Here is a 26,695-nt window from a genome sequence, read left to right as displayed (position 1 = left end):
GAAATAAGATATGAAAAAAATGACCGTTTCAGAAATTAGGAAAATCCAATTGGAGATGCTTTCCTATATTGATAAAATAGCAAGAGAAAATAAAATAGAATATTCTTTAGGTGGCGGAAGTCTCTTGGGCTCTATTCGCCATCAAGGATTTATTCCTTGGGATGACGATATTGATTTAATGCTCAAAAGAAGTGACTATGAAAAGCTGATGGTAGTTTTAGCTAAAGAAGAAAATACAGAGTATAAGTTGTTGCACCATTCTGTTGAACCTAATCTATGGCCATTTGCAAAACTCTATCATACAGGTTCTATGTATCAGAGCAAGACTGATCGCATTCACCCTTGGACGGGTGTCTTTATTGACCTCTTCCCTATGGACAAATTACCTGAAAGTTCTGAGGATCGGGAGAAATTCTTTAAGAAAGTTCATAATGCAGCTGCAAACCTTATGTGTACAACCTACCCAAACTATGCTAGTGGTTCACGGAAATTATATGCTGTTGCTAGATTGATTTTAGGTTTTCCACGTTTTGTTTTGTATCATGGCCAAGCAAAAAAACGAGCACTAGTAGCAGATCAGATTATGGGAACATACAATGATCAAGATGTACCTTTTATAGGGTATACAGACTCACGCTATCGTTTAAAAGAGTTTTTCCCTGTTGAATTATTTTCAGAATATGAAGATACACCATTTGAACATTTAACAGTAAGAAAGATTAAAAATGATCATGCTTATTTAAATCAACTTTATGGTGATTCTTATATGGAATTACCGCCTGAGAATAAGCGAGAAAATCACAGTTACTACACTTGGTACTGGAAGGAGAATTAAATGAATATTGGTCTTATTTTTGCAGGTGGTGTAGGAAGCCGAATGCGCTCTAAAGGAAAACCAAAACAATTTTTAGAAGTTCATAGTAAACCAATCATTGTTCATACCTTAGAAGTTTTTGAAAATAATCCAGAAATTGATGTGACTGTTGTTGTATGTGTCAGTGATTGGATTGACTACATGGAAAAACTAGTAGAAAAATTTTCTCTCAAAAAAGTTAAAGCCATTGTTCCTGGCGGTGAAACAGGACAACTTTCAATTTTTAATGGTTTAGAAGCTGCTGAAAAAATTGCTAGAGGACAAGATGATATTGTCCTGATTCATGATGGCGTTCGTCCATTAATTGATGTTCCTTTACTTTCTAGCAATATTAAAACTGTAAAGGAAAAAGGAACTGCCATTACATCAGTAGCTGCAAAAGAAACAGTTGTTTTGATAAATGAGCAAGAGGAAATTCAAGAGGTTGTTGACCGAACGCGTTCCTATATTGCAAAAGCTCCGCAAAGTTTTTACTTAAAAGATATTTTAGAAGTTCAACGTGATGCTATCTCAAAAGGAATCACTAATGCAATTGATTCTAGTACATTAATGGGAATGTACAATCGGAAGTTAACTATTGTAGAAGGGCCATACGAAAACATAAAAATCACAACACCAGATGATTTTTATACATTTAAAGCTCTTTATGATGCTAAAGAAAATGCGCAAATTTATGGATTATAAAATGATAAGTTATTCAAATACAATTGTTCAAGAAGATTTACAAGCTATTATTAAAGATCGATCTGTAGCTTGGGATAAATTAAATCATAAATCAATTTTAATTACTGGGGCGAACAGTATGTTGGCTACCTATATGATTTACACCTTAGTCTATTTAAATCAGTTTGAGGATAGCGATATTACTATTATTGCAACTGCCCGTAACTTGGATAAAGCTAAAGAGCGCTTTAAAGGATTAGTTGAAGAGAATAAAATTATTTTAATTCAACACGATGTCAATCAACCATTGTTATATGATGGGACAGTTGATTTTATTGTTCATGCTGCCAGCAACGCTAGCCCACACTATATTTTAACTGATCCAGTTGGGATAATTAAAGCTAATACTTTGGGCACACTTAATCTTTTAGAATTTGCGAAAGTAAAAGAAATTGAAAATTTTCTTTTTATGTCAACCCGTGAAATTTATGGTAAAGCAATTCAGGAAGTTATTGATGAAGAAGCATATGGAGCATTTGATATTCTAGAAAGTAGAGCTTGTTATCCAGAAAGTAAGCGTATCGCAGAAACACTTTTGAAATCCTATTCGGATCAATATCAAGTTCCATTTACCATTGCTAGACTGGCTCATGTTTATGGGCCTGGAATGGAAGTGGCAAATGATGGCCGTATTATGAGTGATTTACTAAATAATGTTCTTATGAAGGAAGACATTGTTTTAAAAAGTGATGGGAGTGCAGAACGTGCTTTTTGTTATTTAGCTGACGCAACAGTTGCCTTATTCTTGATTTTATTAAATGGAGAAATTGGTCAAGCCTACAATATAGCTAATGAAGAAGAACCTATTATGATTCGGAACTTGGCTCAGTTATTAGTTGATACTTTCCCAGATAAAGATTTGCAGGTTGTATTTGAAATTCCAAGTGAAGCTAGTAAAGCATATAGTAAAATGGGACGGACAAGATTAAGCACTGAAAAAATTGAAAAGATTGGTTGGAAAAAGAAAGTTTCCTTAACAGATGGACTTGTCAAAACTGTTAAGAGCTTTGAGGAGATATAATGGTTAGAACAGCAGTATTAATGGCTACCTATAATGGTCAAGATTTTATTGAGGAACAATTAGATTCTATCAGAAATCAAACATTGAAGCCGGATTATGTCTTACTTCGCGATGATGGGTCAACTGATAAAACCATAGAAGTTGTTAATACTTATATTTTAAAATATAATTTAAATAATTGGTCTATTCAAAAAAATGAAAAGAATTTAGGATGGCGGTTGAATTTTCGACAATTATTACTTGATTCATTATCTTTAACAGTTGATTATATCTTTTTTAGTGATCAAGATGACATCTGGTATTGGGATAAAAACGAAAAACAAGTTTCTATCATGGAAACTCACCCTTTTGTTGATGTTCTAAGTGCAGATGTTGATATCAAATTAATGTCAGGAGAGGCTACTTATCCGAAACAATTTCAATTTGATGCTAAAGCTAAGCTAACTCAGTATCCACTTGATTTTTCATATCATAATTACCGTCAAGGATGGACTTTTTGTATCAGGAAATCATTTGTTGAGCAAGTTATGAAGCATTATCAAGAAGGGTTAATGCTATCACATGATAACCTAATGACCGGAATTTCCGGATTATTAGGAACAGGATACAATTATAATTATCCTGTAGGATTACATAAACGGCATGGTGGAAATGCCAGTGGTCATTTATTGAACATACACAGTACACATTCAAGACATATCACGGAGTTGAAATTAGTAGTGAGCTATTTTACAATCGCTCGAGCCGTACTCGTTGAGGATCAACATAAGAACCTGAATCGCTTAAACAAATATTATCAATTCAATGTTGAGCGTCTTGAAAATGCTGAGAACCGGAAATTATTTTCGACCTTAAAACAAACTATTATAAAAGGTCAATATTATGATAGTTTCAGTAATCGAATAAGAGATTTAATTTTTATCTTTAAGAAATAATGGTGAGTAAATGAAAGAAAAAGCTTTGACTTTTTTTGATAGTATTTTTTCAGACAGTTCAATACACAAAACCTTTTTGGTAGTAGGCTTAATGATAACAATGTCACTTAGCATTTTTATGCCTTTTTTCAATGAACCTGATGGTCAATATCATCTAGCGGTATCGGGTCGTATTGCAAACAAAGTTATTGATACTTCTAAATATGGTGAATATAGCATTGTTTCAGGGATGAAGAGTCAAAAAGAGTCGTATCAAGATGGGACAAGGTTTGAAAAATACTATCTTAATAAGGCAAATTTTATATCATGGAAAGACGCTCCTCGTGAAGTGAACTACTCCATTTTCAACTTTGTTTTTGGTGGGCATGTTTTGCCAGCGATTGGTCTTAAAATTGGTTCATATATTTATCCTTCAATGGGAATAATGATAACCGTAGCAAGACTTTTTTCATCTTTTGTTTCAATTGTAAGTTTAACATTAATTATTAAATACTTAAGAAATGCAAAAATGATATATTTTGCTGTTTTCTTGAGTCCAGTTGCACTAAATGCTTTTGCGAGTCTATCATATGATGCAACGGGTTATCTTATTACGGCCAGTCTAATAGCAGTGTTGATAAATATTCTATCGGATCGTTTAGTAACCAAAAGACGGTTAATAATTCTTGCATTTATAAGCCTTTTGTTATTACTTGCATGTAAACAAAACTACTGGCTATTACTTATGTTGATCCCAATCTCATTACTTCAGACGAATCATACCTTAGCCCAAAAAATGACAAACAAAGTGAAGCTAGCATATGACTTTGTGAAAAGTCATATGCTGATAAAAATAGTTATCATCCTGATTGCCCTAGGAGTCTTCTATTTAGTATGTAGGTCACATGGGGGCATTTTCGTTGTTATCCGAAGATACTTGATGACATTTGGCTATAATTACTCTGGAACTGAATTGTTAAGTAATGATATTACATCTTGGTTGGCAGCACCTTATCCTACTTATAATTTTATCCCAACATGGGTTTCAGCTGTTTGGTATCTCTTATTTTTTGTAGTCTTATTTACCGAAGAAAAATTTATTAAGAGTAGAAAAATGGGTTTAATATTCCTTATGACATTCTTTTTTGGGATTTTTGGGGTATATTTTATCATGCTAGAATATAATGGAGCAAGAACAAGTTATATTGAGGGGGTACAAGGACGCTATTTCACTCCAACTTTAGTGTTATTACAAGTTTTTGCATCTAGTATAAAAATTAGAATTGAGCAAAATGGACAAAAAATTGTGCCAATTTCTTTACTATGTTTAATAGTCGTATCGAATGGACTTCTATTATTTGATACTGTTATTAGTTTGATTTTGAGGTAATTCGCGTGAAATTAATAAGAAATATGTTTTACAATACCTCTTATCAGTTATTAACGTTAATACTTCCGCTGATAACAGTTCCTTATGTATCTCGTATCTTATCTCCAACAGGAATCGGTATTAATGCCTATACAAGTTCAATTGTTATGTATTTTACTCTCTTTGGAGCTTTAGGGATTTCTTTATACGGGAATCGTGAAATTGCTTTTGTTCAAAATAACAAGTATAAAAGAAGCAAAGTATTTTGGGAATTAGTTTTCTTGAAATTTATTACGGTCTCAATTGCTTCGGTTTTTTACTTGATTTTTGTCTTCTGGACTAAAGATTGGACTAGTTTTTACCTATTACAAGGGATAAATTTGCTGGCAATAGCAACGGACATTTCTTGGTATTACTTAGGAATAGAAGATTTTAAAAGGATAGTTGTTCGAAATACGATTGTTAAGCTAACAACGGTTACATTAACATTTATTTTAGTAAAAACTAAAAATGATTTGGGTTTGTATATCTTTTTAATAGCTTTTGCAGCTTTACTTGGGAATTTAACGGTTTGGTCACAACTCAAAGAAGAAGTTATACGAATCCCTTTTAAAAGACTTTCAATTTTTAAACACCTGAAACCAACTTTGATGCTCTTTTTGCCACAAATTACAATGCAAATTTACCTATCATTGAATAAAAGTATGTTAGGTGCAATGGATAGTGTTGTCAGTGCTGGTTATTTTGATCAGTCAGATAAAATTATTCGGATTTTATTTACAATTGTTTCAGCTATTGGTGGGGTTTTTTTACCACGTTTGTCAAGTCTCTTTTCTAATGGAAAAAAAGAAGAAGCTAAATCATTACTCATCAAATTAATAGATTTGAGTAATGCTATTTCAATGCTTATGATTGCTGGTGTTGTAGGAGTGTCCTCTACTTTTGCAACCTTCTTTTTTGGGAAAGACTATGCCCAAGTAGGCGCTTTAATGGCTGTTCAATCCTTTATGATAATTTTTATTTCTTATGGTAACGCTTTAGGAACCCAGTATCTATTAGCTTCAAAGCGGACAAAAGCGTATACCTATTCAGCAGTTGTTGGGCTAATTATAAATGTCATTGGTAATATCATTTTAATTCCAATTCTTGGTGCCATGGGTGCCATTATATCAACAGTTTTAACTGAGTTCGCAGTGTCTTTATATCAAATAATCTCTTTACGAGATGTCTTTAGTATTAAGGAATTAACAAGAGGACTATTGCGTTATTCGCTTGCAGCACTTGTAACGGCTTCCCTAATTTATTATATGGATAGTCATATGTCTATCTCCTTTATAAACTATGGACTTCAAACAATTGTAGGGGTATCAACTTATATTATTATTATCTATCTGTTGAAAACACCAGTTATTGATCTATTTAGAAACTTTAAGAGGGGACTATAAAATGCCAATATTAGCAGGGATTGTGACATTCAATCCAGAAATACAACGTTTAAAAGAAAATATTGAAGCCATTAAGCCTCAAGTAGATAAAGTGATAATTGTCGATAATGGGTCACAAAATTGTGATGAGATTTGTCAGGTTTTTCCTGATTTGACCATCATTAAATTGAATGAAAACCTTGGAATTGCAACAGCGCTTAATAAGATTGGAAATTATGCTATTGAGTATGCTTTTGATTGGTTCCTTACCTTAGATCAAGATACAGTCGTTTTTAATGATCTTATTGCTAATTATAAATCTTACATAAATTTGCCTAATGTTGGTATCTTAACCTGTTTGTTTAAAGATATTAATAAGACTAGTGATGAAAGCTACACATCGGAATATGAAGAAGTTACAAAATGTATTACTTCGGCAGCTTTTATGAAAACAAGTGTTTTCGCTAAATCTGATAAATTCGATGAAAAAATGTTTATTGACCTAGTGGATTATGATTTGAACTATCATTATGAAAAATTAGGATATAAAACATATCGCATCAATAAAATTGGATTTCTTCACGAAATTGGTAATGCAAGTCCAATCAAATTTTTAGGAAGAGATGCTTATACATCCAACCACAGTGCATTTCGAAAATATTATTTTGCTCGTAATACCATTTATCTTAGTAAAAAATATGGCTTTAACAAGGAAACAAAAAATAACTACATTGTTCTGAGAGATGAGTTTATTAAAATTGTCTGTTTTGAAAAGCATAAGTTGTCAAAAGTGACTGCAATGGGTAAAGGTATTATCAAGGGTTTATTTATGAAAGTTGACAATAATGACAGATAAGAAAACAATTCTATTTTTCTCCGGTTATTTTTTACCTTTCTTGGGTGGGATTGAGCGTTATACTGATAAATTAACAACTGAATTGGTTAAGCTGGGTTACGACATTATTATTGTAACCACCAATCATGATTATTTACCTAATTATGAAGTAGATAATAGTCGTAAAATTTATCGTTTTCCATCTAAAAAGCAATTTAAACAACGCTATCCTATTTTAGATAAAAATCAAGAATATCATGATTTATATAATAAACTTTTAGCTGAAAACGCAGATTATGTCATCTGTAATACCCGTTTTCAATTGACAACTTTAATGGGTTTAAACTATGCTAAAGCTAAAGGGCTTCCAAGTATTGTTCTTGATCATGGTAGTAGTCATTTTACTGTCAATAATAAAGTATTGGATATTTTTGGTGCCATTTATGAGCATCTTTTGACTGGTTTTGTTAAATCTTATTATCCTCAATTTTTTGCAGTATCCGAACGGAGTTCAGAATGGCTTGAACACTTTTCGATTAAGTCAAGTGGTGTGATCTATAATTCCGTTCCGGATAATTTAGCAGATCAATTTAAGGGCGCTAGCTATTTACCTAAAAAAGAGCAAGAATTATATATAACTTATGCTGGTCGAATTCTCAAAGAGAAGGGTATTGCTATGTTGGTTGAAGCATTTGAGGAAGCTAATTTTCCAAAAAATATCCACTTACAAATTGCCGGTGATGGACCTTTACTTGAGGAATTAGTTAGAGTGAACAAAAATGGGAATATCCACTTTTTAGGTAAGTTGAATTTTCAAGAGACCATGTCTTTAATGGCCCAATCAGATATTTTTGTTTATCCTTCGATGTACCCTGAAGGCTTACCAACGTCGATTTTAGAAGCAGGATTGTTGGGAACAGCCGTAGTTGCTACGGATCGTGGTGGTACAACTGAAGTCATTACCAATGATCAATTGGGAATTATTATTGAAGAAGATAAAGATTCGCTGAGAGATGCACTACAAACCCTAGTTGATGATTCTGCTAGAAGAGTAAATTTACAAAAAAATATTCAAGAACGGATTAAATCAACATTTGTTTGGTCAGTAACAGCTAAGAAGCTTGAGGCTGTATTATTTGGTAACTAAAGGTGATAATGGAGATAAAAAATGAAAAAATACTATGGCTCAAAAAAGTTTTATTTACTTGCGGGTATTACTTTAGCTAATCTTTTGAATGCAGGCATAATCCATGCAAATGATGTTAGCACACCACTAGCAACTGATAGTGCAACTAGTTCTGTTACTATTAATCAGCAAAATACAACTGGTGTGCAAAATGGACTAAGTGAGCAAGCCATACCTACTAAGCTAGTTTCAAAACCACAAAATACAGCTTCAAAAGATCTTATTTCTTCCCAAGAGTCACAAGTGTTATCAACAGTTAACCAGGATACTAAAACGATTCCTTCAACAACTCCGATAACTTTGGTTAAAAAAACTGATCAAACTGAGGTCAAAACTGCAGCAGTACAAGACACAGTCCTCTCCTATTCAGGTCATGTTCAGGATATCGGTTGGCAAGCGCCAGTAACTGATGGTTTAGTGAGCGGAACGACAGGTCAATCTAAACGACTAGAAGCTATCAAAATTAATATTTCAACTCCTTATACAGGTACAATCACTTATAATAGTTCAGTCGTTAATTCAGGTTGGCAAAAAGCTGTATCAACTGGTCAGATTAGTGGAACGACAGGTCAATCTAAGGCAATTGAAGCTATTCAGATCAATTTAACTGGTAATTTAGCCCTTAAATACGATATCTATTATCGTACTCATATTGCCTCTTATGGCTGGCTTGGTTGGGCTAAAAATGGTGCCTTTGCAGGTAGTACGGGCTTATCTAAACAGTTGGAAGCTTTTGAAATCTTTTTGATTACAAAGGGAGCAGAAACTAGCCTAGATCAAAATAAAGCCTTTATTCAAATGATAAAACCAAGTTTAACGTACCAAACTCACGTTCAAAATATGGGTTGGGAACCACTTGTTGCAGAAGGTCAGCTTGCTGGAACAACGGGTCAATCAAAAAGAATTGAAGGACTAATAGTTAATTTATCTTCAAATGAATTTGGAAATTTACAATATCGTAGCCATGTACAAGGCATTGGCTGGCAAAATTATGTCACTAGTGGAAATATGAGTGGTACAAGTGGGCAATCACGTCGCTTAGAAGCTTTGCAATTACAGTTAACGGGCATTTTAGCACAAAAATACAGTGTTAAATATCGAGTTCATGTTCAAGATATCGGTTGGCAAGCATGGGTTTATGATAATGCTATTGCCGGTACTACGGATCAATCAAAACGTTTAGAAGCAATTGAGATTCTATTAGTTGATAAAATTGCCAAACCAATAGGTCTGTCTGCTTCTCAAGGTAATTATGCAGTTATTAATAAAATTATTTACCTTGATGCAGGACATGGTGGCTATGATTCTGGAGCAGCTTACTTTAATCAATATGAGAAAACCCTGAATTTACAGATGCAAAATAGGATTAAGGCTAAGCTAGAAGCAGCTGGATATAAGGTTATAACTACTCGCACAAGTGATACATATGTTGATTTGATTCCACGGTCGGAAAATGCCAATGCATCATTATCTGATCTTTTTGTCAGTCTCCATTTTAATGCATCAACAAGCTCTTATGCCAATGGAATTGAATCCTACTATTATGAATATTATCCAGAGTATCCATCAGCGATTAATGAATTGTATCATAATGATCCTGAACGCTTGAGCAGAAGTGCCTTCTTAGCGCAAGCAATTCAGTCAGCTGCAGTGAGGAACACTGCCGCTAAAGATAATGGAGTTTTGAGAAATACTTTTGCGGTGTTAAGAGAAACAACAGCCCCAGCTGTGCTATTAGAATTGGGTTATATGTCTAATGCAATTGAATCCGAAAAGATTACAACAGCAGCTTATCAAGAAAAGTTAGCTAACGGTGTTGTTAGTGGTATTCTGGCATACTATAAACACTATTCACTCTAAAAAATGGCTCAAAAATCTTACTCAGCTTAAGATTTTTGGGCTATTTTATGCTATAATGGGGATAATAAATAATTGAGGTCGATAATGTTAAATAACACTCTTTTAGAACGTTTTTTGAAGTACGTTAAAGTTAATACACGCAGTAATCCTGAAAGTAAGACAACTCCCAGTACCCAAAGTCAAGTAGATTTTGCTTTGAACATTTTAAAGCCAGAAATGGAAGCAATAGGCTTGCAGAATGTTCACTATATCCCTGAAAATGGCTATATTGTGGGAACTTTACCGGCTAATGCTAGTCATTTAACCCGTAAAATTGGTTTCATTTCTCACATTGATACTGCTGATTTTAATGCTGAAAATGTTAATCCCCAAATTATTGAAAATTACCAAGGGGGAGCAATTGCTTTGGGTGAATCTGGTTATTCATTAGATCCTGAAGCATTTTCAAATCTGAATAATTATTTAGGCCAAACTCTCATTACAACGGATGGAACAACCTTACTTGGTTCAGATGATAAATCAGGAATAGCTGAAATAATGACAGCTATTGAGTTTTTAGTAGCTAATCCCAAAATAGAGCACTGTGAGATTCGTGTCGCTTTCGGTCCTGATGAGGAAATTGGAGTTGGTGCTGATAAATTTGATGTTGAAGATTTTAACGTTGATTTTGCCTACACTGTGGATGGAGGGCCTTTAGGAGAACTACAATTTGAAACCTTTAGCGCAGCCGGTCTGGATTTGACATTTTTAGGTCGAAATGTTCATCCTGGAACTGCAAAAGGTCAAATGATTAATGCTCTGCAGTTAGCCATAGACTTTCACCATCAGCTACCGATAAGTGAACGCCCAGAATTGACAGATGGATATGATGGTTTCTATATGCTGACTGAGATGTCAGGTAGTGTTGAAGAGGCGCATAGCTCGTATATTATTCGAGATTTCGATGAAGCTTCTTTCCAAGAGAGAAAAGCAAAAGTTCAAGCTATTGCGGACAAGATGAATGCCGAACTTGGTGCAGAGCGGGTTATCCTTACTCTTTATGATCAATATTACAACATGCGTAAAGTTATTGAAAAAGACATGACACCTGTTGAGTTAGCTAAAGAAGTGATGGAGGACTTATCTATAAAACCAATCATTGAGCCAATACGTGGTGGTACAGATGGATCAAAAATTTCCTTTATGGGTATCCCTACACCAAATATTTTTGCTGGTGGAGAAAATATGCATGGCCGTTTCGAATTTGTTAGCCTTGAAACTATGGAAAAAGCTGTTCAAGTTATTGTTGGTATCGTGCAAAAACCATAGTTATTTAAAAGTTTAAGGGGACTAAATCAAATGATTAAAATTTTTGGTAAAATCCGATACCACTGGCAACCAGAATTATCATGGTCTATTATCTATTGGTCAATTGCGATTTCTCCCATTTTTATTGGATTATCGCTCCTTTATGAGAATACCAATATTCCTAGGCGTGTCTTTATCTTATTTTTCATATTTATCGTCTTAGTGGGAATTGGATTGCATCGTTATTTCCTAATTGAGGAAGATGGAGTTTTAAGAATTGTTTCGTTAAGACTTTTAGGGCCACAGAGATTAGCAATTGCTGATATCACTAAAGTTGAAGTCACTAAATCAACTGTGACTATTTGCACAAGTGATAAAAACTATCTCTTTTATATGCGTAAATGGCCTAAGAAATATTTTCTTGATGCTTTAGTTATTAATCCATACTTTAAAGGGGAAGTTATTCTTGTTGATAATTTGATTAATTTGGATTATTTTGAATACTATAAAGATGAAAAAAAGACACTTACTCTATTGTAAGTGCTTTAGTTGGGCATGATTTAACAGCACGTAAAGTTTGACTATCATGAAGAGAGATTTCTTTTTGCAAACTATCTGAGTCTGTAAACTTTACGATGCCATCGTCTCGGTAGTCAAAGAGGTCAGAGTAGGTCTGACAAAGACCGCATGCAATACACTTTTCTGGAATTATAGATACTTTCATAGTATCATTTTAATATGATTTTGTTTATTTAACAAGGGGGAAGATCATGGCTAAAGAACCATGGGAAGAAAAAATTGTCAACGAGGATAAAGGGTTAAGGTCGCGAAAAGCTAGAGGTCCTATATTGAGTACACCTTGGTTAACAGCCTTATTAAGTGTTTTCTTCGTTATTATTGTTGCGATCTTGTTTATTTTCTTCTACACATCAAACAGTGGAGGAGATCGCACAACAGCCACAAGCGGTTTTTATGGAGCATCTATATCAAAATCAAACGAAAACGCCAAAGCATCAAAAGCTGCTAAGTCATCTTCAAAAAAGGGACAAACAAGTAGTTCATCAATGGCTGAGACATCTTCTAGTACAGCATCAAGTTCGAGTACTAAAAAAGGCGAAACGATTATTGTTTTACAGGGAGAGGGCGTTGCATCTATTGCTGCGAGAGCAGGTATTAGTGTAGAACAATTACAAACTTTAAATCCGGACCACATGACATTAGGGTATTGGTATGCAAATCCCGGTGATGCGGTATATATTAACTAATTTTATAAGAGGACAACATGAAAGCTATTAGAATCGCAATCGACGGTCCTGCATCAAGTGGTAAAAGTACTGTAGCCAAGATTATTGCTAAAAATCTTGGCTATACTTATTTGGACACTGGTGCTATGTACCGTTGTGCAACTTATATTGCCTTAGAGAATCATTTTACAGAAAAAGATGTAGATGCTTTGCTAGTGGAATTATCAAAACAACCTATTTCTTTCAAAAAAGCTAGTGATGGTAGTCAATTGGTCTATCTTGGACAGAGGGATGTTACCTTAGCTATTCGGCAAAATGATGTTACTAATAATGTTTCATGGGTTTCGGCTATTGCCAAAATCCGTGAGGAACTCGTAGATCAGCAAAGACGTATTGCAGCAAAGGGCGCTATTATTATGGATGGCCGTGATATCGGGACCGTTGTTTTGCCAGACGCTGAACTAAAAGTCTTTTTAATTGCATCTGTCGAAGAGAGAGCTATAAGGCGCTATAAGGAAAATACTGAAAAAGGGATAAAGACTAATCTAGAAATTTTAAAGGATGAAATTGCAGCACGTGACTATAAAGATAGTCATCGACAAGTTTCGCCACTAAAAGCAGCAGATGATGCTATTGTTTTTGATACAACAGGTGTTGATATTCAAGGTGTAGTAACATTTATTCAAGAAAAGGCAGAAAAAATAATTGACATGGATTAAATTTCATGGTAGTATAGTAACAATGAGAAAAGTAGAAGTGAGAGCTTCTCGCCTTGCGACTTAGGTTGTCTGGCCCTACATATCAAAATCCATTTGGATATTATGTGTGCGGGCTTGATTTATCAGGTCCGCTTTCGTTTTTCTCTAAAAAAATAAAGAGGTGAAGATCATAGCTAAAAAGGATCTATTCATTAATGATGAAATTCGCGTTCGTGAAGTTCGTCTAGTTGGTCTAGAAGGTGAACAATTAGGTATAAAACCATTATCAGAAGCACAATCAATTGCTGATAATGCGAATGTTGATTTGGTTTTAATCCAGCCACAAGCTGTTCCTCCAGTAGCCAAAATCATGGACTATGGAAAGTTCAAATTTGAGTTTCAAAAGAAACAAAAAGAACAACGTAAGAAACAGAGCGTTGTAACTGTTAAGGAGGTACGTTTGAGTCCCGTTATTGATAAGGGTGACTTTGAGACGAAGCTTCGTAATGGCCGTAAATTCCTTGAAAAGGGTAATAAGGTTAAAGTTTCTATTCGCTTTAAAGGGCGTATGATTACTCATAAAGAGATTGGTGCAAAGGTTCTAGCTGAATTTGCTGAAGCTACTCAGGATATTGCTATCATTGAGCAAAGAGCAAAAATGGATGGTCGCCAAATGTTTATGCAACTTGCACCAATTTCAGACAAAAAATAATTGTCACAGTTTTTAAGATTTAGTAAGAGGAGAATACAAAAATGCCAAAACAAAAAACACACCGCGCATCAGCTAAACGTTTTAAACGTACAGGTTCTGGTGGTTTGAAACGCTTCCGCGCTTTTACATCACACCGTTTCCACGGCAAAACTAAAAAGCAACGTCGTCATCTTCGTAAAGCTTCAATGGTAAGCGCAGGAGATTTTAAACGTATTAAAGCAATGCTTACTGGTCTTAGATAAGAGACTTAGTTAAACATTTACTAGAATTATTAGAACTATTTGGAGGAAATATAAATGGCTCGTGTTAAAGGTGGAGTTGTTTCACGCAAACGTCGCAAACGTATATTAAAATTAGCTAAAGGTTACTATGGAGCAAAACATATCTTGTTCCGTACTGCAAAAGAACAAGTAATGAATTCTTATTACTATGCATACCGTGACCGTCGTCAAAAGAAACGTGATTTCCGCAAATTATGGATTACACGTATTAATGCAGCAGCTCGCATGAATGGATTATCTTATTCACAATTAATGCATGGTTTGAAACTTGCTGAAATTGAAGTTAACCGTAAAATGCTTGCAGATTTAGCTGTTACAGATGCAGCTGGATTTACAGCACTTGCTGATGCAGCAAAAAATAAATTGGGCAAATAATTTTACCTAATCAGAAGGAGTGGGAAGAATTAGTCTTGTTGATAAGGCGATTTTTCTCACAACTTCTTTTTTTATTTTATATCAAAAAAGCACCTCTATCTATTAAGATAGAGGTGCCTTTTTAAATAGCGTTAGTTCTTTTCAATCTTTTTCCCGTCTTTTGAGTTACCATCATCAGATGAGAATGATGGTTTTTCCTCTTTAGGATTGAGTTCTAGATAGGAAGGAGCTTTGAAAAGGCTTATAGTCGTTTTATCACCATTTTCACTATAGAGACTCGTTGACTTATTGCCAAGTTCTTTTTCGATTTTTTTCATTTGTTTCAATTGATGTGTGTAAAGAAATTTACTTGGATCTGTTTTTTCTAAGCCATTATCCGTATTGAAGCGAAGGAGATCACCCGTTTGGACATTATCACTGACTGATAATTGTTGTGCGGTTTGTTCGCGGATGGCTTTTGTTTTTTCAAGAGTTACTTCATCAGGATTTGTAATTTCAACACCGGTTTTAGTATTATAAAGTCTGCCACCGTAGTTGGTGTAATCAGGGGTCATATAGGTTCCGGAGGTCCTTTGAGCTACGATTTGTTTATTTTGAGGAGATAATAAATCCTGACCGAGTTGAATATACTTGGAAGTATCAATACCAAGCACATGAAGTAAGGTTGGTAGAGCATCAATTTCGCCCCCAAAAGTATCTTTAATGCCACCATCGTGATAACCTGGGATATGTATCATATATGGTACGCGTTGAAGCATAGCGTTGTCATATTCAGACCAAGTTTCGGGATCCTTACCCAATAAGGCAGCTAGATTAGTATTACGTGAGTTAGAGATACCATAATGATCTCCGTAAAGTACAATAACTGATTTGTCATATAAGCCTGATGCTTTTAAATAGTCAAAAAAGGATTTGATAGAGGAATCGAGATAGTTTGCTGTTGCAAAATAGCCATTAATAGTTTCATCTTTGGTTTCTGCTAGTGGGAAGCCTTCTTCATCCTTCTCACCTTTTAAGCTGGTATAAGGATAATGGTTACTTACAGTAATAAACTTAGTATAGAAAGGTTGCTGCATTCTTTCTAAATATTTGATAGAATCTTTGAACATGTACTTGTCATTGAGTCCGTATTGGAAAGAATTATTTTTGGTCTGTTTTGAGAAATATGAAGAATCAAAGAAGTAGTTATATCCCCATTGTTTATATGCATTGTTCCTATTCCAAAAGGTACCTACATTACCATGGAAGACAGCACTGGTATAACCATCTTTTTGTCGAAGGATTGAGGGCGCAGCAAATTGTGTATTATCACCTCCATAGTTTACCATGAAGGAACCGCTATTTAAACCAAAGAGTGAGTTTTCCATCATGGTCTCAGCATCAGATGTTTTCCCTGCTTTGACTTGGTGGAAAAAGTTTGAAAAGGCGAACGTTGATTTTGAATGGTAAAGTGAGTTAAGAAAAGGTGTTACTTCATACTCTTTATCGCCAGATTTTAATTTATAATCAATTAAGAATTGCTGGAAACTTTCTAGATGAATAACAATAACATTTTTACCTTTTGCAATCCCATAATATTTAGGATTTGGCGCTGCGTAATGTTCCTGAACATATTTTTTGACAGCAACTAATTCATCTGCTGTAGCGCCGTTGCGCTCTTTTTGTGCTTGGTAAGTTTGATTTGCACTATACATAGTGAAAGCTGGTAGACCAAGCGCTCTAACAATATAAGTATTAGAAAAACCACGCGTTAATAGTTCAGGTCGATCAATCTCTGCTAGGAATAAATTGGCAGTGAGCATCAAGAAAGAAAGAGCAGAGACAGCAAAGGCAGCTCTTTTGTTAAAAGGCCTATGGTCTCTAGTTAATCTTTTGCTGACTTTTAGAATACCAAAGATAATAAAGTCTAGAATAAAAATAATGTCCCAGAAACGTAGTAAATTTAAGGCGGAATCGCCTAAACCTGCGGACACCTTACTAGAGGCTAACATGGCACTTACAGTGATAAAGTCAGAAAATTCGCGATAATAAATAGCATTTGAAATTAGTAACAAGTTCAAAATGACATAAATTATCCAAGAGAGGATATAGAATGTTTTTGTATTTTTAATATAAAGTGCAAATCCCAATAGTAATAATGCTAAAGGGATGGGATTGATGATTGATAAGAAGACTTGATATAGGTTTCCTAAATCAAGTGAAAAATCCATTTGGTAAGCCCAAAGGGTCTTTATCCAATAAGCAAGGAGTAGAGTTAGAATAAATCCTAATCGCGTACTTGTAAATTTTGATATGATAGTTTTAAATGTTGTCACTGAAGAAACTTCCTCATTTATTTTTTCCTAAAGATAAAAATCTCAAAGTAAATTATAACAAAAAAAATGATCTTATGCTTGTTAAAAGTTTAAATTTAGTAGGATTTTTGGGGAGTTTTTGTTATAATAATGACTATGAATAAACTCTATATCAATTCTTTTGTTGAAAAGAAGCTAACTGCGGGAGTTCAATTATTAGAAGAAAGAGATTTTAAAAATCTTAATATTACCGATCAGATGGTAACTCTTGTCTCCAAAACAAATCGAATACTTGGAGTAGCGTACCTTTCCAAACAACATAGAGGGATTGGCTGGTTTTTAGGTCAGCATGCTAATTTAACAACTGATTATTTTTGTCGGCTATTTTTGCAGGCAAAATCGAAGAGAAGTTCTTTCTTTGATGATGAGACTACCAATGCTTATCGTATGTTCAATCAAGAAGGTGATGATTTTGGTGGCTTAACCATTGATTTCTATGATGACTTTGCTGTCTTTTCGTGGTATAATACTTTTGTTTTTTCAATTAAAGAAATTATTATTGAGGCTTTCCAGAAGGTCTTTCCTGAAATTAAGGGAGCATATGGTAAAATTCGTTTCAAAAGTGAAACTGAAGAATCCGTACATCTTTATGGTCTAGAAGCTCCTGAGACTTTTATTGTCAAAGAAAATGGTGTTAACTACCAGGTGTTTTTAAACGATGGTTTAATGACGGGTATTTTTCTTGATCAGCATGATGTCCGAAAAAATCTAGCAGAAGGACTTGCAAAAGATAAGTCACTTCTAAACATGTTCTCTTATACAGCAGCATTTTCAGTGGCAGCTGCCGTAGGCGGAGCTAAAGAAACGAGGTCAGTAGATTTAGCTAAAAGGTCACGTGATCTATCAACCGCTCACTTTGAAGCAAACGGCATTTCTACAGATAATCATCTTTTCCATGTTATGGACGTATTTGATTATTTTAAATATGCTAAACGAAAAGCTTTGACTTTTGATTTAATTGTTATTGATCCACCAAGTTTTGCTCGAAATAAAAAACAAACTTTCTCGGTTCAAAAAGATTATCATCGTCTTATTTCTGAAGCACTAGCTATTTTGAATCCAGAAGGGATTATTATTGCGTCTACTAATGCAGCAAATATGACGGTCTTACAGTTTAAAAATGAGATTGAAAAAGGCTTTGAAGGATACCGTATCGCAGATATGACTCTTCAACAGTTACCCGAAGATTTTACAATAAACAACGCAGATGAAAGAAGTAATTATTTAAAAGTATTTACAATAAAGGTAAAAAAATGAAAATAGTAGCTCCGATAATGCCGACAAGTTTTGAAGAAGCACAGTCTATTGATGTGACTAAATATGAGGGTGTTGATATCATTGAGTGGCGTGCAGACTTTCTTCCGAAGGAAAAAGTAATCACGGTTGCTCCAGCCATCTTTGAAAAGTTTGCAGGTAGAGAAATTATCTTTACTTTGAGAACAAAACCTGAGGGTGGTATGATTGATTTGACAGACCAAGAATATATTGATTTGATTAAGGAAATCAATGCTATTTATAATCCTGATTTTGTTGACTTTGAGTATTTCACTCACAAATCCGTTTTTAATGAAATGATGGATTTTCCAAATCTTGTTTTGTCTTATCATAACTTTGAGGAGACACCTGAGAATCTTATGGAATCATTCTCGGAAATGACTAAACTAGCTCCTCGTGTTGTTAAAATTGCTGTCATGCCAAAAAGTGAGCAAGATGTTTTGAATGTAATGAATTATACTCGAGGGTTTAAAGCGCTGAATCCTGAGCAATCCTATGCAACTATGTCAATGGGCAAACTGGGAAGAATTTCTCGGATTGCAGGCGACATCATTGGCTCTGCTTGGACATTTGTAGCAGTTGATGATGCCAGCGCTCCAGGTCAAGTGACATTGGCTGATATGAAAAAACTAATATCAGTAATGGAAGCTGACTAGTGATGTTTGATATATAAGCATAACATTATTCTAATAGTAATTAGGATAATGTTTTTCTATATAGTATTTATTGAGTAAGATGACACGGGGGATAAAAATGAGGTATTTAACGGCAGGTGAATCGCATGGTAATAGTTTAACAGCAATTGTTGAAGGTTTTCCAGCTGGTCTAACGATTAACCTTGATGAGATCAATGATGAACTTAGGAGAAGGCAGGGTGGGTATGGTCGTGGAGCCAGGATGCTCATTGAGTCAGATAGAGTCGCTATTACTTCTGGAGTGCGACATGGAAAAACAACAGGTGCACCTATCACTATGATTATTCCCAATAAAGATCATCAAAAATGGCTGGACATTATGTCTATCCAACCAGTAGATCAGACCACACAAAAAAAGCGACAAGTAAAGAGACCACGACCGGGTCACGCTGATTTGGTGGGGGGAATTAAATATAAGTTCAACGACTTACGAAATTCATTGGAACGGTCGTCTGCTCGTGAGACTGCTATTCGTGTAGCGGTGGGTGCTCTTTCAAAACAGCTTTTAAAAGAATTGGGAATCACGACAATGAATCATGTTCTCAATTTTGGTGGGCAAGAAGTAGTTATCCCAGATGAGATATCGATCCAAGAGCTCACAGATAATGCTAGACTGTCAGAGCTTTCGATTGCTAATCCTAATCAGGAAGCTTTGATTAAAGAGTTGATTGATAAAATTAAACAAGAAGGCAATACTATTGGTGGAATAATAGAAACTATAGTGATTGGAGTCCCAGTAGGATTAGGATCTTATGTGCATTGGGATCGAAAATTAGATGGCAAACTGGCTCAAGCAATCCTTTCGATAAATGCCTTTAAAGGGGTTGAGTTTGGTATGGGGTTTGACATGGCAAATCATAGAGGTTCAGAGGTCATGGATGAAATTGTTTGGTCACAAGAAAAGGGGTACCGGAGACTGACAAATCATTTAGGTGGCTTTGAAGGTGGTGTCACTAATGGGCAACCATTGATTATCAAGGCTGTTATGAAACCTATTCCTACTCTCTATAAGCCATTGATGTCGGTTGACATTGATACCCATCAGCCTTTTAAAGCCAGTGTGGAACGATCTGATCCTACGGCCTTACCGGCTGCTGGAGTCGTTATGGAAAATGTTGTTGCAACTGTGCTTGCACAAGAGATTCTAGAAAAGTTTCCTGCTGACCATATTGACGATCTCAGATCAGCCTTTGCTGACTATCTTGAGTATTGCAAAAATTATTAACAGAAATAGTTGTTTTTTTATGGTATGATAGTAGTAATTTAAGGTTAAAGGAGATTAATAGATGTCACAAGAAATTTATGATTATGCTAATAAACTGGAGCGTGCTTTACGTAATCTTCCAGAATACAAAAATGTAGAGGCTGCTAAATCTTCTATTAAAGAAGATACAGAAGCTAGTCAATTATTTGACCAATTTGTTGCAATGCAAGAGAAACTACAAGGAATGATGCAAGCCGGACAAATGCCAACTGCTGAAGAACAATCTTCTATTGAAGAACTTAGCAAAAAGATTGAGTCTAATTCTTTTTTAAAAGCTTATTTCGATGCTCAGCAATCATTATCAGTCTACATTAGTGATATTGAACGTATCGTATTCACACCGCTTAAGGACCTTATCTAAGCAATCTTTTATATCCCTAAACATTACCTATGATATGAGGAGGCGCTTTTAAGATAAGCTGGGACAAGTTATAAATAATAAAAACCATTTTCAATGAAGATGGTTTTTATGTAGCAAATTCTTGAGAGGTATGGTTAATTATGTTACATTTAAGAAAAAATGAAGAGGTCATATAGAATGAAATCATTTGATTACATAGTTATCGGTGGAGGCAGTGGAGGTATTGCCTCTGCTAATCGTGCGGCTATACATGGCGCTAGTGTTTTATTAATTGAAGCAAATGAGATTGGTGGGACATGTGTTAATTTAGGATGTGTTCCGAAAAAAGTGATGTGGTATGGTGCGCAAGTTGCAGAAACGATACATACTTATGCGAAGGATTATGGTTTTGCAATTCAAGGAGAAGCATTTGATTTTGAGATTTTAAAAAAAAATCGTCAAGCTTATATTGATAGAATTCATGAGTCTTATGAGAGAGGTTTCCAACAGAGTGGTGTGACACATCTAACTGGCTTTGCTCGCTTTATAGATGCCCATCACCTTGAAGTAGATGGTGAAACTTATTATGCTCCTCATATTTTAATTGCAACTGGTGGGAGCCCGATCATCCCAGATATTCCTGGAGCTGATTATGGTATCACTTCAGACGGTTTTTTTGAGCTAAATCGGGTACCAGAGCGGACAGCCATTGTTGGAGCAGGCTATATTGCTGTTGAAATTGCAGGCGTTTTAAATGCTTTAGGGTCTACAACACATTTATTAGTTCGGCATGATCGTCCACTGCGAAACTTTGATAAAGATATCATTGACAGTTTAGTTGAGGAAATGGAAAAGACAGGTATCAATTTAATGACGGAAACCCATGTTCAGTCGGTATCAAAAAATACTGATCAGTCTTTAACCATTACTCTAAAAGATGGTAAAGAGCTTGAAGTGGATCAATTAATTTGGGCGATTGGTCGGAAACCTAATACCAAGGGATTTGGACTCGAGCATCTTGACCTTAAATACACTAAGGCTGGTTATATTGAAACCGATGCTTTTGAAAATACCTCTGTAGATGGAGTCTATGCTGTTGGAGATATTAATGGGAAGCTAGCTTTAACTCCAGTGGCTATTGCTGCAGGTAGACGCCTGTCTGAGCGTCTATTTAATCGTAAAACCAAAGAAAAGTTGGATTATGAAAATGTGGCGACAGTCATATTTAGTCATCCTGCAATCGGTTCAGTAGGTCTCAGTGAAGAAGCGGCCATTACAAAATATGGGGCTGATCACGTTAAAACGTATCAATCAACTTTCACTTCCATGTACACGGCTGTGACAAGTCATCGTCAAGATTGTAAAATGAAGTTGGTTACTTATGGTAAAGATGAGAAGATTGTTGGATTGCATGGAATTGGTTATGGGGTTGATGAAATGATTCAAGGCTTTGCTGTTGCCATCAAGATGGGAGCAACAAAAAGTGATTTCGACAATACAGTTGCTATTCATCCCACAGGTGCTGAGGAATTTGTAACTATGCGCTAAAAAAGGCTGAGAGTTATTCTCGGCCTTTTAAGGTGTAGTACTCGCGTTAGTGGAAGCTCCAGTGTCAGTTGTTGAAGCTGTGCTGGTACTTGTGTCTGTTTTAGCGGCAGGATTTTCCGATGAGCTACTAGTTTGAGTATTTGTACTGCTTTCTGGAATAGCAGAGCTACTAGAGTGGCTAAGGTCAGTATTAATTCCACTTGATGAGCTATCTTTTTCAATAATTTTAACAATAGTTGATGTCGAATTATTAGCATTATCTTTTTTGGTTTCTGGATTGGGATGAAGAACCTTAGTGATGGTGATGGTTGCAACGATAATACTTAAAATACTACCAACTAAGGCAATTGTTTTTTGAAGAGCTGTAAAACCTGTCTTGATATGCTTTGTTGGAACAGCAACAGTTTTTTTTGATTGGGGCTTGTTTTTTCGTGAATAGCGGGAATTCATTTTATCTCCTTATCAATTATTACTTGGAACCAAGAATCTTTTTTTCGATGCATTTGTAAAAAACTTTAAAAGTTTCACTTAATAGTATATGCTTGATAAAATTAGAAGTCAATTATTTACCTTTTACTATAAACAGATAAGCTACTAGATTTTAGTTAATTTGTTAAGGAAGCAAGTTTTTTCATTTAGCCTAAATTATGTTAAAATAGAGTATTGAGTAAAAACGTAGGTGAAAAATGATATATTTTGATAACTCCGCAACAACAATTCCTTATCCAGAAGCACTTCGTACCTTTCAGGAAGTGGCTAGTAAAATTTATGGTAACCCTTCTAGTCTCCATAGTTTAGGCTCTAATGCTAGCCGTATTATGGAAGCTTCTCGCAAACAAATTGCTCAACTTCTCAACTGTCAGGAACAAGAAATATTTTTCACATCTGGTGGAACAGAAAGTGATAATTGGGCTATAAAGGGAACTGCTTTTGAAAAGCAGGGTTATGGCAAACATATTATTGTGTCTGATATTGAACATCCAGCAGTTAAAGAGAGTGCCAAATGGCTGGCGAGTCAAGGTTTTGAGGTTACTTATGCTCCAGTAACTCACCAAGGTTTTGTTGACCTTGATCAATTGGAAAAACTAATTCGTAAAGATACGATTTTAGTATCAGTAATGGCTGTCAATAATGAAATTGGTTCAATCCAGCCGATTACTGCTATTTCGGATTTATTAGCAGATAAGCCAGGTATCACCTTTCATGTTGATGCTGTACAGGCCATTGGGAAGATACCACTTGAGAGCTTTATAACTAGCCGAGTTGATTTAGCCTCATTTTCGGGACACAAATTTCATGCAGTTAGAGGTATAGGTATCCTCTATAAAAAAATGGGAAAACGGTTAGCGCCCCTTTTACATGGTGGAGGTCAAGAGTCTAATCAACGCTCAACAACAGAAAACGTAGCAGCAATTGCAAGTATGGCCAAAGCCCTGAGATTGACTAAAGAAAAAGAAGTAGTGTCCTTAGCTCGAATGAGTAAGATGAAGGATCTTTTATATCAGGCTTTAGCTAGCTATCCAGATGTAACAGTTTTTTCTGGACAGGACTCTTTTGCGCCTAATATTTTAACTTTTGGAGTTAAAGGTGTTCGGGGAGAAGTGTTAGTTCATGCTTTTGAAAGTCATGATATTTTTATTTCAACAACCAGTGCTTGTTCCTCTAAAGCAGGTAAACCAGCTGGAACTTTGATAGCTATGGGGGTACCAACTAAAGATGCTCAAACAGCTGTCCGTATTAGTTTAGATGATGACAATAATATGGAAGAAATTGAACAATTTTTAACTATTTTTAACCAGATTTATCAAAAAACACAGAAAGTAAGATAAGATGCAGTATTCAGAAATTATGGTTCGCCATGGTGAACTTTCAACTAAAGGAAAAAATCGGATGCGCTTTATTAATAAATTGAAGCGCAATATTCAGGATGTTTTAGCTGCTTACCCTAAAGTAACAGTCAGATCAGATCGTGATCGAACACATGTCTATCTAAACGGAACAGAGTACGAACCTGTTATTGAGTCCTTAAAACTAGTCTTTGGTATTCAATCTTTATCACCGGTTTATAAAGTTGAAAAAAATGTTACTGTGCTCAAAAAGACAGTACAAGATATTATGACTTCACTGTATAGAGAAGGCATGACATTTAAAATTTCAAGCAAGCGTAGTGATCATCAATTTGAACTTGATACTAGAGAATTAAATTTGACTCTAGGAAATGCTGTCTTTGATGTTTTACCTGATATCAAAGCACAAATGAAAAAACCAGACCTTAATTTAAAAGTTGAGATTCGTGACGAAGCCGCTTATCTGTCCTATGAAGATATCAAAGGGGCAGGAGGATTACCTGTAGGGACTTCTGGTAAAGGGATGCTAATGTTATCTGGAGGGATTGATTCGCCAGTTGCAGGTTATTTAGCCTTAAAACGTGGTGTCGATATTGAAGCAGTTCATTTTGCCAGTCCACCATATACCAGTCCAGGGGCTTTGAAAAAGGCTCAAGATCTAACAAGATGTTTAACGCGTTTTGGAGGCAATATTCAATTTATTGAAGTACCGTTTACTGAAATTCAAGAGGAAATTAAAGCAAAAGCTCCTGAAGCCTATTTAATGACTTTGACCCGTCGTTTCATGATGCGTATTACTGATGCGATTCGACAAGCACGTAATGGATTAGTTATTATAAATGGTGAAAGCTTAGGACAAGTTGCTAGTCAAACATTGGAAAGTATGCAAGCTATCAATGCCGTTACAACTACGCCTATTATTAGACCGGTAGTGACTATGGACAAGCTAGAGATTATTGAATTAGCTGAAAAAATTGATACTTTTAATATTTCTATCCAACCCTTTGAGGATTGTTGCACCATTTTTGCTCCAGATCGTCCTAAGACGAATCCGAAGCTTAAGAATGTTGAGCAATATGAAGAACGTTTTGATATTGACAACCTTGTTGCGAGAGCAGTCGCAGGTATCACTATTTCAGAAATTGGCCCAGAAAGTATTAGTGATGGTATCGAGGATTTAATTGATGATATTTTATAAAAAGGTTTCTAAAAGAAATCTTTTTTTATGCTTTAAAGCATTTTTTAAAATGATATAATGATTAAATAAAGGAGGAATTTTTGTGGCTAAGAAATCCAAGTATCAAAAAATGATTATGTCAGTTATTACCTTAATAATAGCCATACTTATTTTTTCTTTGATTTATGATTTTATGGGCTTTCATCGTCATGATAATCTGTCAAAATCTAAGGAAAAACAAGTCATAACTAAAACAGCTAGAGTTGTTGCTAATGGTGATATTTTATTACATGATGTCCTTTATGAAAGTGCTGAAATTAGTGATGGGCATTACGATTTTACTCCTTATTTTGAATATGTTAAAGATAGGATTAGCAAAGCAGATTTAGCTATTGGTGATTATGAAGGAACGATTAGCCCTAATTATCCCTTAGCAGGCTACCCCCTTTTTAATGCTCCTAAGGAAATTGCAAAGGCTTTAAAAGTCACTGGTTATGATGTTGTTGACTTAGCCCACAATCATATTTTGGATTCTGGTCTAGAAGGAGCCTTGAATACTCAGAAAACATTTGCAAAACTTGGAATTGACAGTGTCGGGATTTATCGTAAAAATCGACAAACAGAACCTTTTCTGATCAAAAGTGTAAATGGCATAAAAATTGCTATTTTGGGTTACTCCTATGGTTACAATGGTATGGAGATAAATCTTTCTGCTACAGAATATGAAAGGCATATGTCTGATTTAAATAGACAAAAAATGAAATCAGAGATTGAGATAGCAGAAAAGAAAGCTGATATTACAATAGTTATGCCTCAAATGGGTACTGAATACGCTCTAGAACCAACTAATGAACAAAAAGAACTTTATCGATCAATGGTAGATTGGGGAGCAGATGTTGTATTAGGTGGGCATCCTCATGTTGTTGAGCCTTCTGAAACCGTCAAAATTGGAAATGAAAAGAAATTTATCATTTATTCGATGGGTAATTTCATATCTAATCAACGCTTAGAAACAGTTGATGATATTTGGACGGAGCGGGGACTATTGATGGATCTCACTTTTGAGAAAAAAGGAAAGATAACACGCATAAAAACCGTCAAAGCTCATCCCACAATGGTAATTGCTAAGCCTAAAGGGATGACCGGAAAAAGTGGCTTTGCTCTTTATAATTACAGAACCCTTGTTTTAGAAGATTTTATTAAGGGAGGCAAGTATCGTAAAAAGATTGATAAAGAGACACAAGATAAGGTGGATGTTGCTTATAAAGAAATGAACGAACATGTTCAACTCAATTGGTAAAAAGTTAGTGTAATGACTTGAAAAAAATAGATAGAGTGTTATAATAGTAATGTTGACTAAATGCACATCCTGTGCAACCGCACGAAAATCGT

At 35.0% G+C, this 26,695-nt stretch carries 27 protein-coding genes and 2 other annotated features (1 of these 29 only partly in view); of the genes, 24 read left to right on the top strand and 3 right to left on the bottom strand.

The window, feature by feature from the left end; all coding sequences use genetic code 11:
* The first annotated feature begins 10 nt into the window (after positions 1-10).
* The 11 genes from DQM45_RS06135 (at position 11) to DQM45_RS06085 (ending at position 12,033) form a co-directional block, all read left to right on the top strand.
* The gene (locus DQM45_RS06135; RefSeq protein WP_003085659.1) at positions 11-835 is read left to right on the top strand and encodes a LicD family protein; all 825 of its coding nucleotides are present in this window, start codon (positions 11-13) and stop codon (positions 833-835) included.
* Positions 836-1,558, top strand: a complete 723-nt coding sequence (locus DQM45_RS06130) for an IspD/TarI family cytidylyltransferase (protein ID WP_003083568.1) — start codon at positions 836-838, stop codon at positions 1,556-1,558. It abuts the gene before it with no gap.
* A 1-nt stretch (position 1,559) separates the two neighbouring features.
* A complete protein-coding gene (locus DQM45_RS06125; protein ID WP_232036530.1) occupies positions 1,560-2,618 on the top strand; it encodes an NAD-dependent epimerase/dehydratase family protein in 1,059 nt (352 codons plus the stop codon).
* Positions 2,618-3,553, top strand: a complete 936-nt coding sequence (locus DQM45_RS06120; protein ID WP_003084280.1) for a glycosyltransferase — start codon at positions 2,618-2,620, stop codon at positions 3,551-3,553. Before DQM45_RS06125 ends, DQM45_RS06120 begins: the two co-directional genes overlap by 1 nt.
* 10 nt (positions 3,554-3,563) lie before the next feature.
* Positions 3,564-4,922: a DUF2142 domain-containing protein gene (locus DQM45_RS06115; protein ID WP_039984573.1), complete on the top strand. Its 1,359-nt coding sequence runs from the start codon at positions 3,564-3,566 to the stop codon at positions 4,920-4,922.
* A 5-nt stretch (positions 4,923-4,927) separates the two neighbouring features.
* Positions 4,928-6,346: an oligosaccharide flippase family protein gene (locus tag DQM45_RS06110; RefSeq protein WP_003085705.1), complete on the top strand. Its 1,419-nt coding sequence runs from the start codon at positions 4,928-4,930 to the stop codon at positions 6,344-6,346.
* Between the two features lies 1 nt (position 6,347).
* Complete coding sequence (locus tag DQM45_RS06105; protein WP_003083473.1) at positions 6,348-7,181, top strand: glycosyltransferase; 834 nt, start codon at positions 6,348-6,350, stop codon at positions 7,179-7,181.
* Entirely contained in the window at positions 7,171-8,307 is a 1,137-nt protein-coding gene (locus DQM45_RS06100) for a glycosyltransferase family 4 protein (RefSeq protein WP_003083285.1), read from the top strand. The genes DQM45_RS06105 and DQM45_RS06100 overlap by 11 nt, the downstream gene beginning before the upstream one ends.
* A 21-nt stretch (positions 8,308-8,328) precedes the next feature.
* Entirely contained in the window at positions 8,329-10,206 is a 1,878-nt protein-coding gene (locus DQM45_RS06095; protein WP_003083304.1) for an N-acetylmuramoyl-L-alanine amidase, read from the top strand.
* An 84-nt stretch (positions 10,207-10,290) separates the two neighbouring features.
* The gene (gene pepT / locus DQM45_RS06090) at positions 10,291-11,514 is read left to right on the top strand and encodes a peptidase T (RefSeq protein ID WP_003084888.1); all 1,224 of its coding nucleotides are present in this window, start codon (positions 10,291-10,293) and stop codon (positions 11,512-11,514) included.
* A gap of 30 nt (positions 11,515-11,544) precedes the next feature.
* The gene (locus tag DQM45_RS06085) at positions 11,545-12,033 is read left to right on the top strand and encodes an EbsA family protein (RefSeq protein WP_003084542.1); all 489 of its coding nucleotides are present in this window, start codon (positions 11,545-11,547) and stop codon (positions 12,031-12,033) included.
* On the opposite strand, the gene DQM45_RS06080 is transcribed toward DQM45_RS06085, so the two are convergent.
* On the bottom strand, positions 12,020-12,217 hold the full coding sequence (locus tag DQM45_RS06080) for a ferredoxin (RefSeq protein WP_003082982.1): 198 nt from the start codon (positions 12,215-12,217) through the stop codon (positions 12,020-12,022). The two genes, DQM45_RS06085 and DQM45_RS06080, sit on opposite strands and share 14 nt — an antisense overlap.
* A 46-nt stretch (positions 12,218-12,263) precedes the next feature.
* On the opposite strand from DQM45_RS06080, the gene DQM45_RS06075 reads away from it, so the two are divergent.
* From DQM45_RS06075 to rplT, 5 genes are all read left to right on the top strand, one after another.
* Positions 12,264-12,758, top strand: a complete 495-nt coding sequence (locus DQM45_RS06075; RefSeq protein ID WP_003085373.1) for an SAG1386/EF1546 family surface-associated protein — start codon at positions 12,264-12,266, stop codon at positions 12,756-12,758.
* Between the two features lie 17 nt (positions 12,759-12,775).
* Entirely contained in the window at positions 12,776-13,456 is a 681-nt protein-coding gene (gene cmk, locus DQM45_RS06070) for a (d)CMP kinase (RefSeq protein WP_003082861.1), read from the top strand.
* 23 nt (positions 13,457-13,479) lie between these two features.
* Positions 13,480-13,602 (top strand) — a sequence feature (ribosomal protein L20 leader region).
* A 14-nt stretch (positions 13,603-13,616) separates the two neighbouring features.
* A complete protein-coding gene (gene infC / locus DQM45_RS06065) occupies positions 13,617-14,147 on the top strand; it encodes a translation initiation factor IF-3 (protein ID WP_003083646.1) in 531 nt (176 codons plus the stop codon).
* Between the two features lie 41 nt (positions 14,148-14,188).
* Positions 14,189-14,389, top strand: coding sequence for a 50S ribosomal protein L35 (gene rpmI / locus DQM45_RS06060; RefSeq protein ID WP_003085764.1), 201 nt, complete (start codon positions 14,189-14,191; stop codon positions 14,387-14,389).
* A 54-nt stretch (positions 14,390-14,443) separates the two neighbouring features.
* Positions 14,444-14,803, top strand: a complete 360-nt coding sequence (gene rplT / locus DQM45_RS06055) for a 50S ribosomal protein L20 (RefSeq protein WP_003083401.1) — start codon at positions 14,444-14,446, stop codon at positions 14,801-14,803.
* 131 nt (positions 14,804-14,934) lie between these two features.
* Here rplT and DQM45_RS06050 read toward each other — a convergent pair whose 3' ends face one another.
* The gene (locus tag DQM45_RS06050) at positions 14,935-17,118 is read right to left on the bottom strand and encodes an LTA synthase family protein (RefSeq protein WP_003085557.1); all 2,184 of its coding nucleotides are present in this window, start codon (positions 17,116-17,118) and stop codon (positions 14,935-14,937) included.
* 135 nt (positions 17,119-17,253) lie between these two features.
* Between DQM45_RS06050 and DQM45_RS06045 the strand changes: the two genes are divergently transcribed.
* The 5 genes from DQM45_RS06045 (at position 17,254) to gorA (ending at position 22,279) form a co-directional block, all read left to right on the top strand.
* Positions 17,254-18,414 carry a class I SAM-dependent rRNA methyltransferase gene (locus DQM45_RS06045; RefSeq protein ID WP_003083878.1) on the top strand — a complete coding sequence of 387 codons (1,161 nt, stop codon included), beginning with the start codon at positions 17,254-17,256 and terminating at the stop codon, positions 18,412-18,414.
* A complete protein-coding gene (aroD, locus tag DQM45_RS06040; protein ID WP_003082750.1) occupies positions 18,411-19,088 on the top strand; it encodes a type I 3-dehydroquinate dehydratase in 678 nt (225 codons plus the stop codon). Before DQM45_RS06045 ends, aroD begins: the two co-directional genes overlap by 4 nt.
* Positions 19,089-19,185: 97 nt before the next feature.
* Positions 19,186-20,352, top strand: coding sequence for a chorismate synthase (gene aroC / locus DQM45_RS06035; protein WP_003084448.1), 1,167 nt, complete (start codon positions 19,186-19,188; stop codon positions 20,350-20,352).
* Positions 20,353-20,413: 61 nt separating this feature from the next.
* On the top strand, positions 20,414-20,752 hold the full coding sequence (locus DQM45_RS06030) for a YlbF/YmcA family competence regulator (protein WP_003082550.1): 339 nt from the start codon (positions 20,414-20,416) through the stop codon (positions 20,750-20,752).
* 177 nt (positions 20,753-20,929) lie between these two features.
* The gene (gene gorA / locus DQM45_RS06025; RefSeq protein ID WP_003082565.1) at positions 20,930-22,279 is read left to right on the top strand and encodes a glutathione-disulfide reductase; all 1,350 of its coding nucleotides are present in this window, start codon (positions 20,930-20,932) and stop codon (positions 22,277-22,279) included.
* Positions 22,280-22,306: 27 nt separating this feature from the next.
* Here the strand turns inward: gorA and DQM45_RS06020 are convergent, their stop codons facing one another.
* Positions 22,307-22,729 (bottom strand): DUF6556 family protein, encoded by a 423-nt coding sequence (locus DQM45_RS06020; RefSeq protein ID WP_003084609.1) that lies wholly within the window; start codon positions 22,727-22,729, stop codon positions 22,307-22,309.
* A gap of 236 nt (positions 22,730-22,965) precedes the next feature.
* On the opposite strand from DQM45_RS06020, the gene DQM45_RS06015 reads away from it, so the two are divergent.
* From DQM45_RS06015 to DQM45_RS06005, 3 genes are all read left to right on the top strand, one after another.
* On the top strand, positions 22,966-24,108 hold the full coding sequence (locus tag DQM45_RS06015; RefSeq protein WP_003083901.1) for a cysteine desulfurase family protein: 1,143 nt from the start codon (positions 22,966-22,968) through the stop codon (positions 24,106-24,108).
* A 1-nt stretch (position 24,109) separates the two neighbouring features.
* The gene (thiI, locus tag DQM45_RS06010) at positions 24,110-25,324 is read left to right on the top strand and encodes a tRNA uracil 4-sulfurtransferase ThiI (RefSeq protein WP_003085976.1); all 1,215 of its coding nucleotides are present in this window, start codon (positions 24,110-24,112) and stop codon (positions 25,322-25,324) included.
* A gap of 109 nt (positions 25,325-25,433) precedes the next feature.
* On the top strand, positions 25,434-26,603 hold the full coding sequence (locus DQM45_RS06005; RefSeq protein WP_394342210.1) for a CapA family protein: 1,170 nt from the start codon (positions 25,434-25,436) through the stop codon (positions 26,601-26,603).
* A 65-nt stretch (positions 26,604-26,668) separates the two neighbouring features.
* Positions 26,669-26,695: a sequence feature (ribosomal protein L21 leader region), on the top strand; it runs 47 nt beyond the window's last position.

Origin of the sequence: Streptococcus porcinus, from assembly GCF_900475415.1 — a bacterium.
Taxonomy (GTDB): Bacteria; Bacillota; Bacilli; order Lactobacillales; family Streptococcaceae; genus Streptococcus; species Streptococcus porcinus.
Note: the sequence above shows the minus strand (reverse complement) of the source record. Positions and strands in the feature narration are given on the sequence as shown.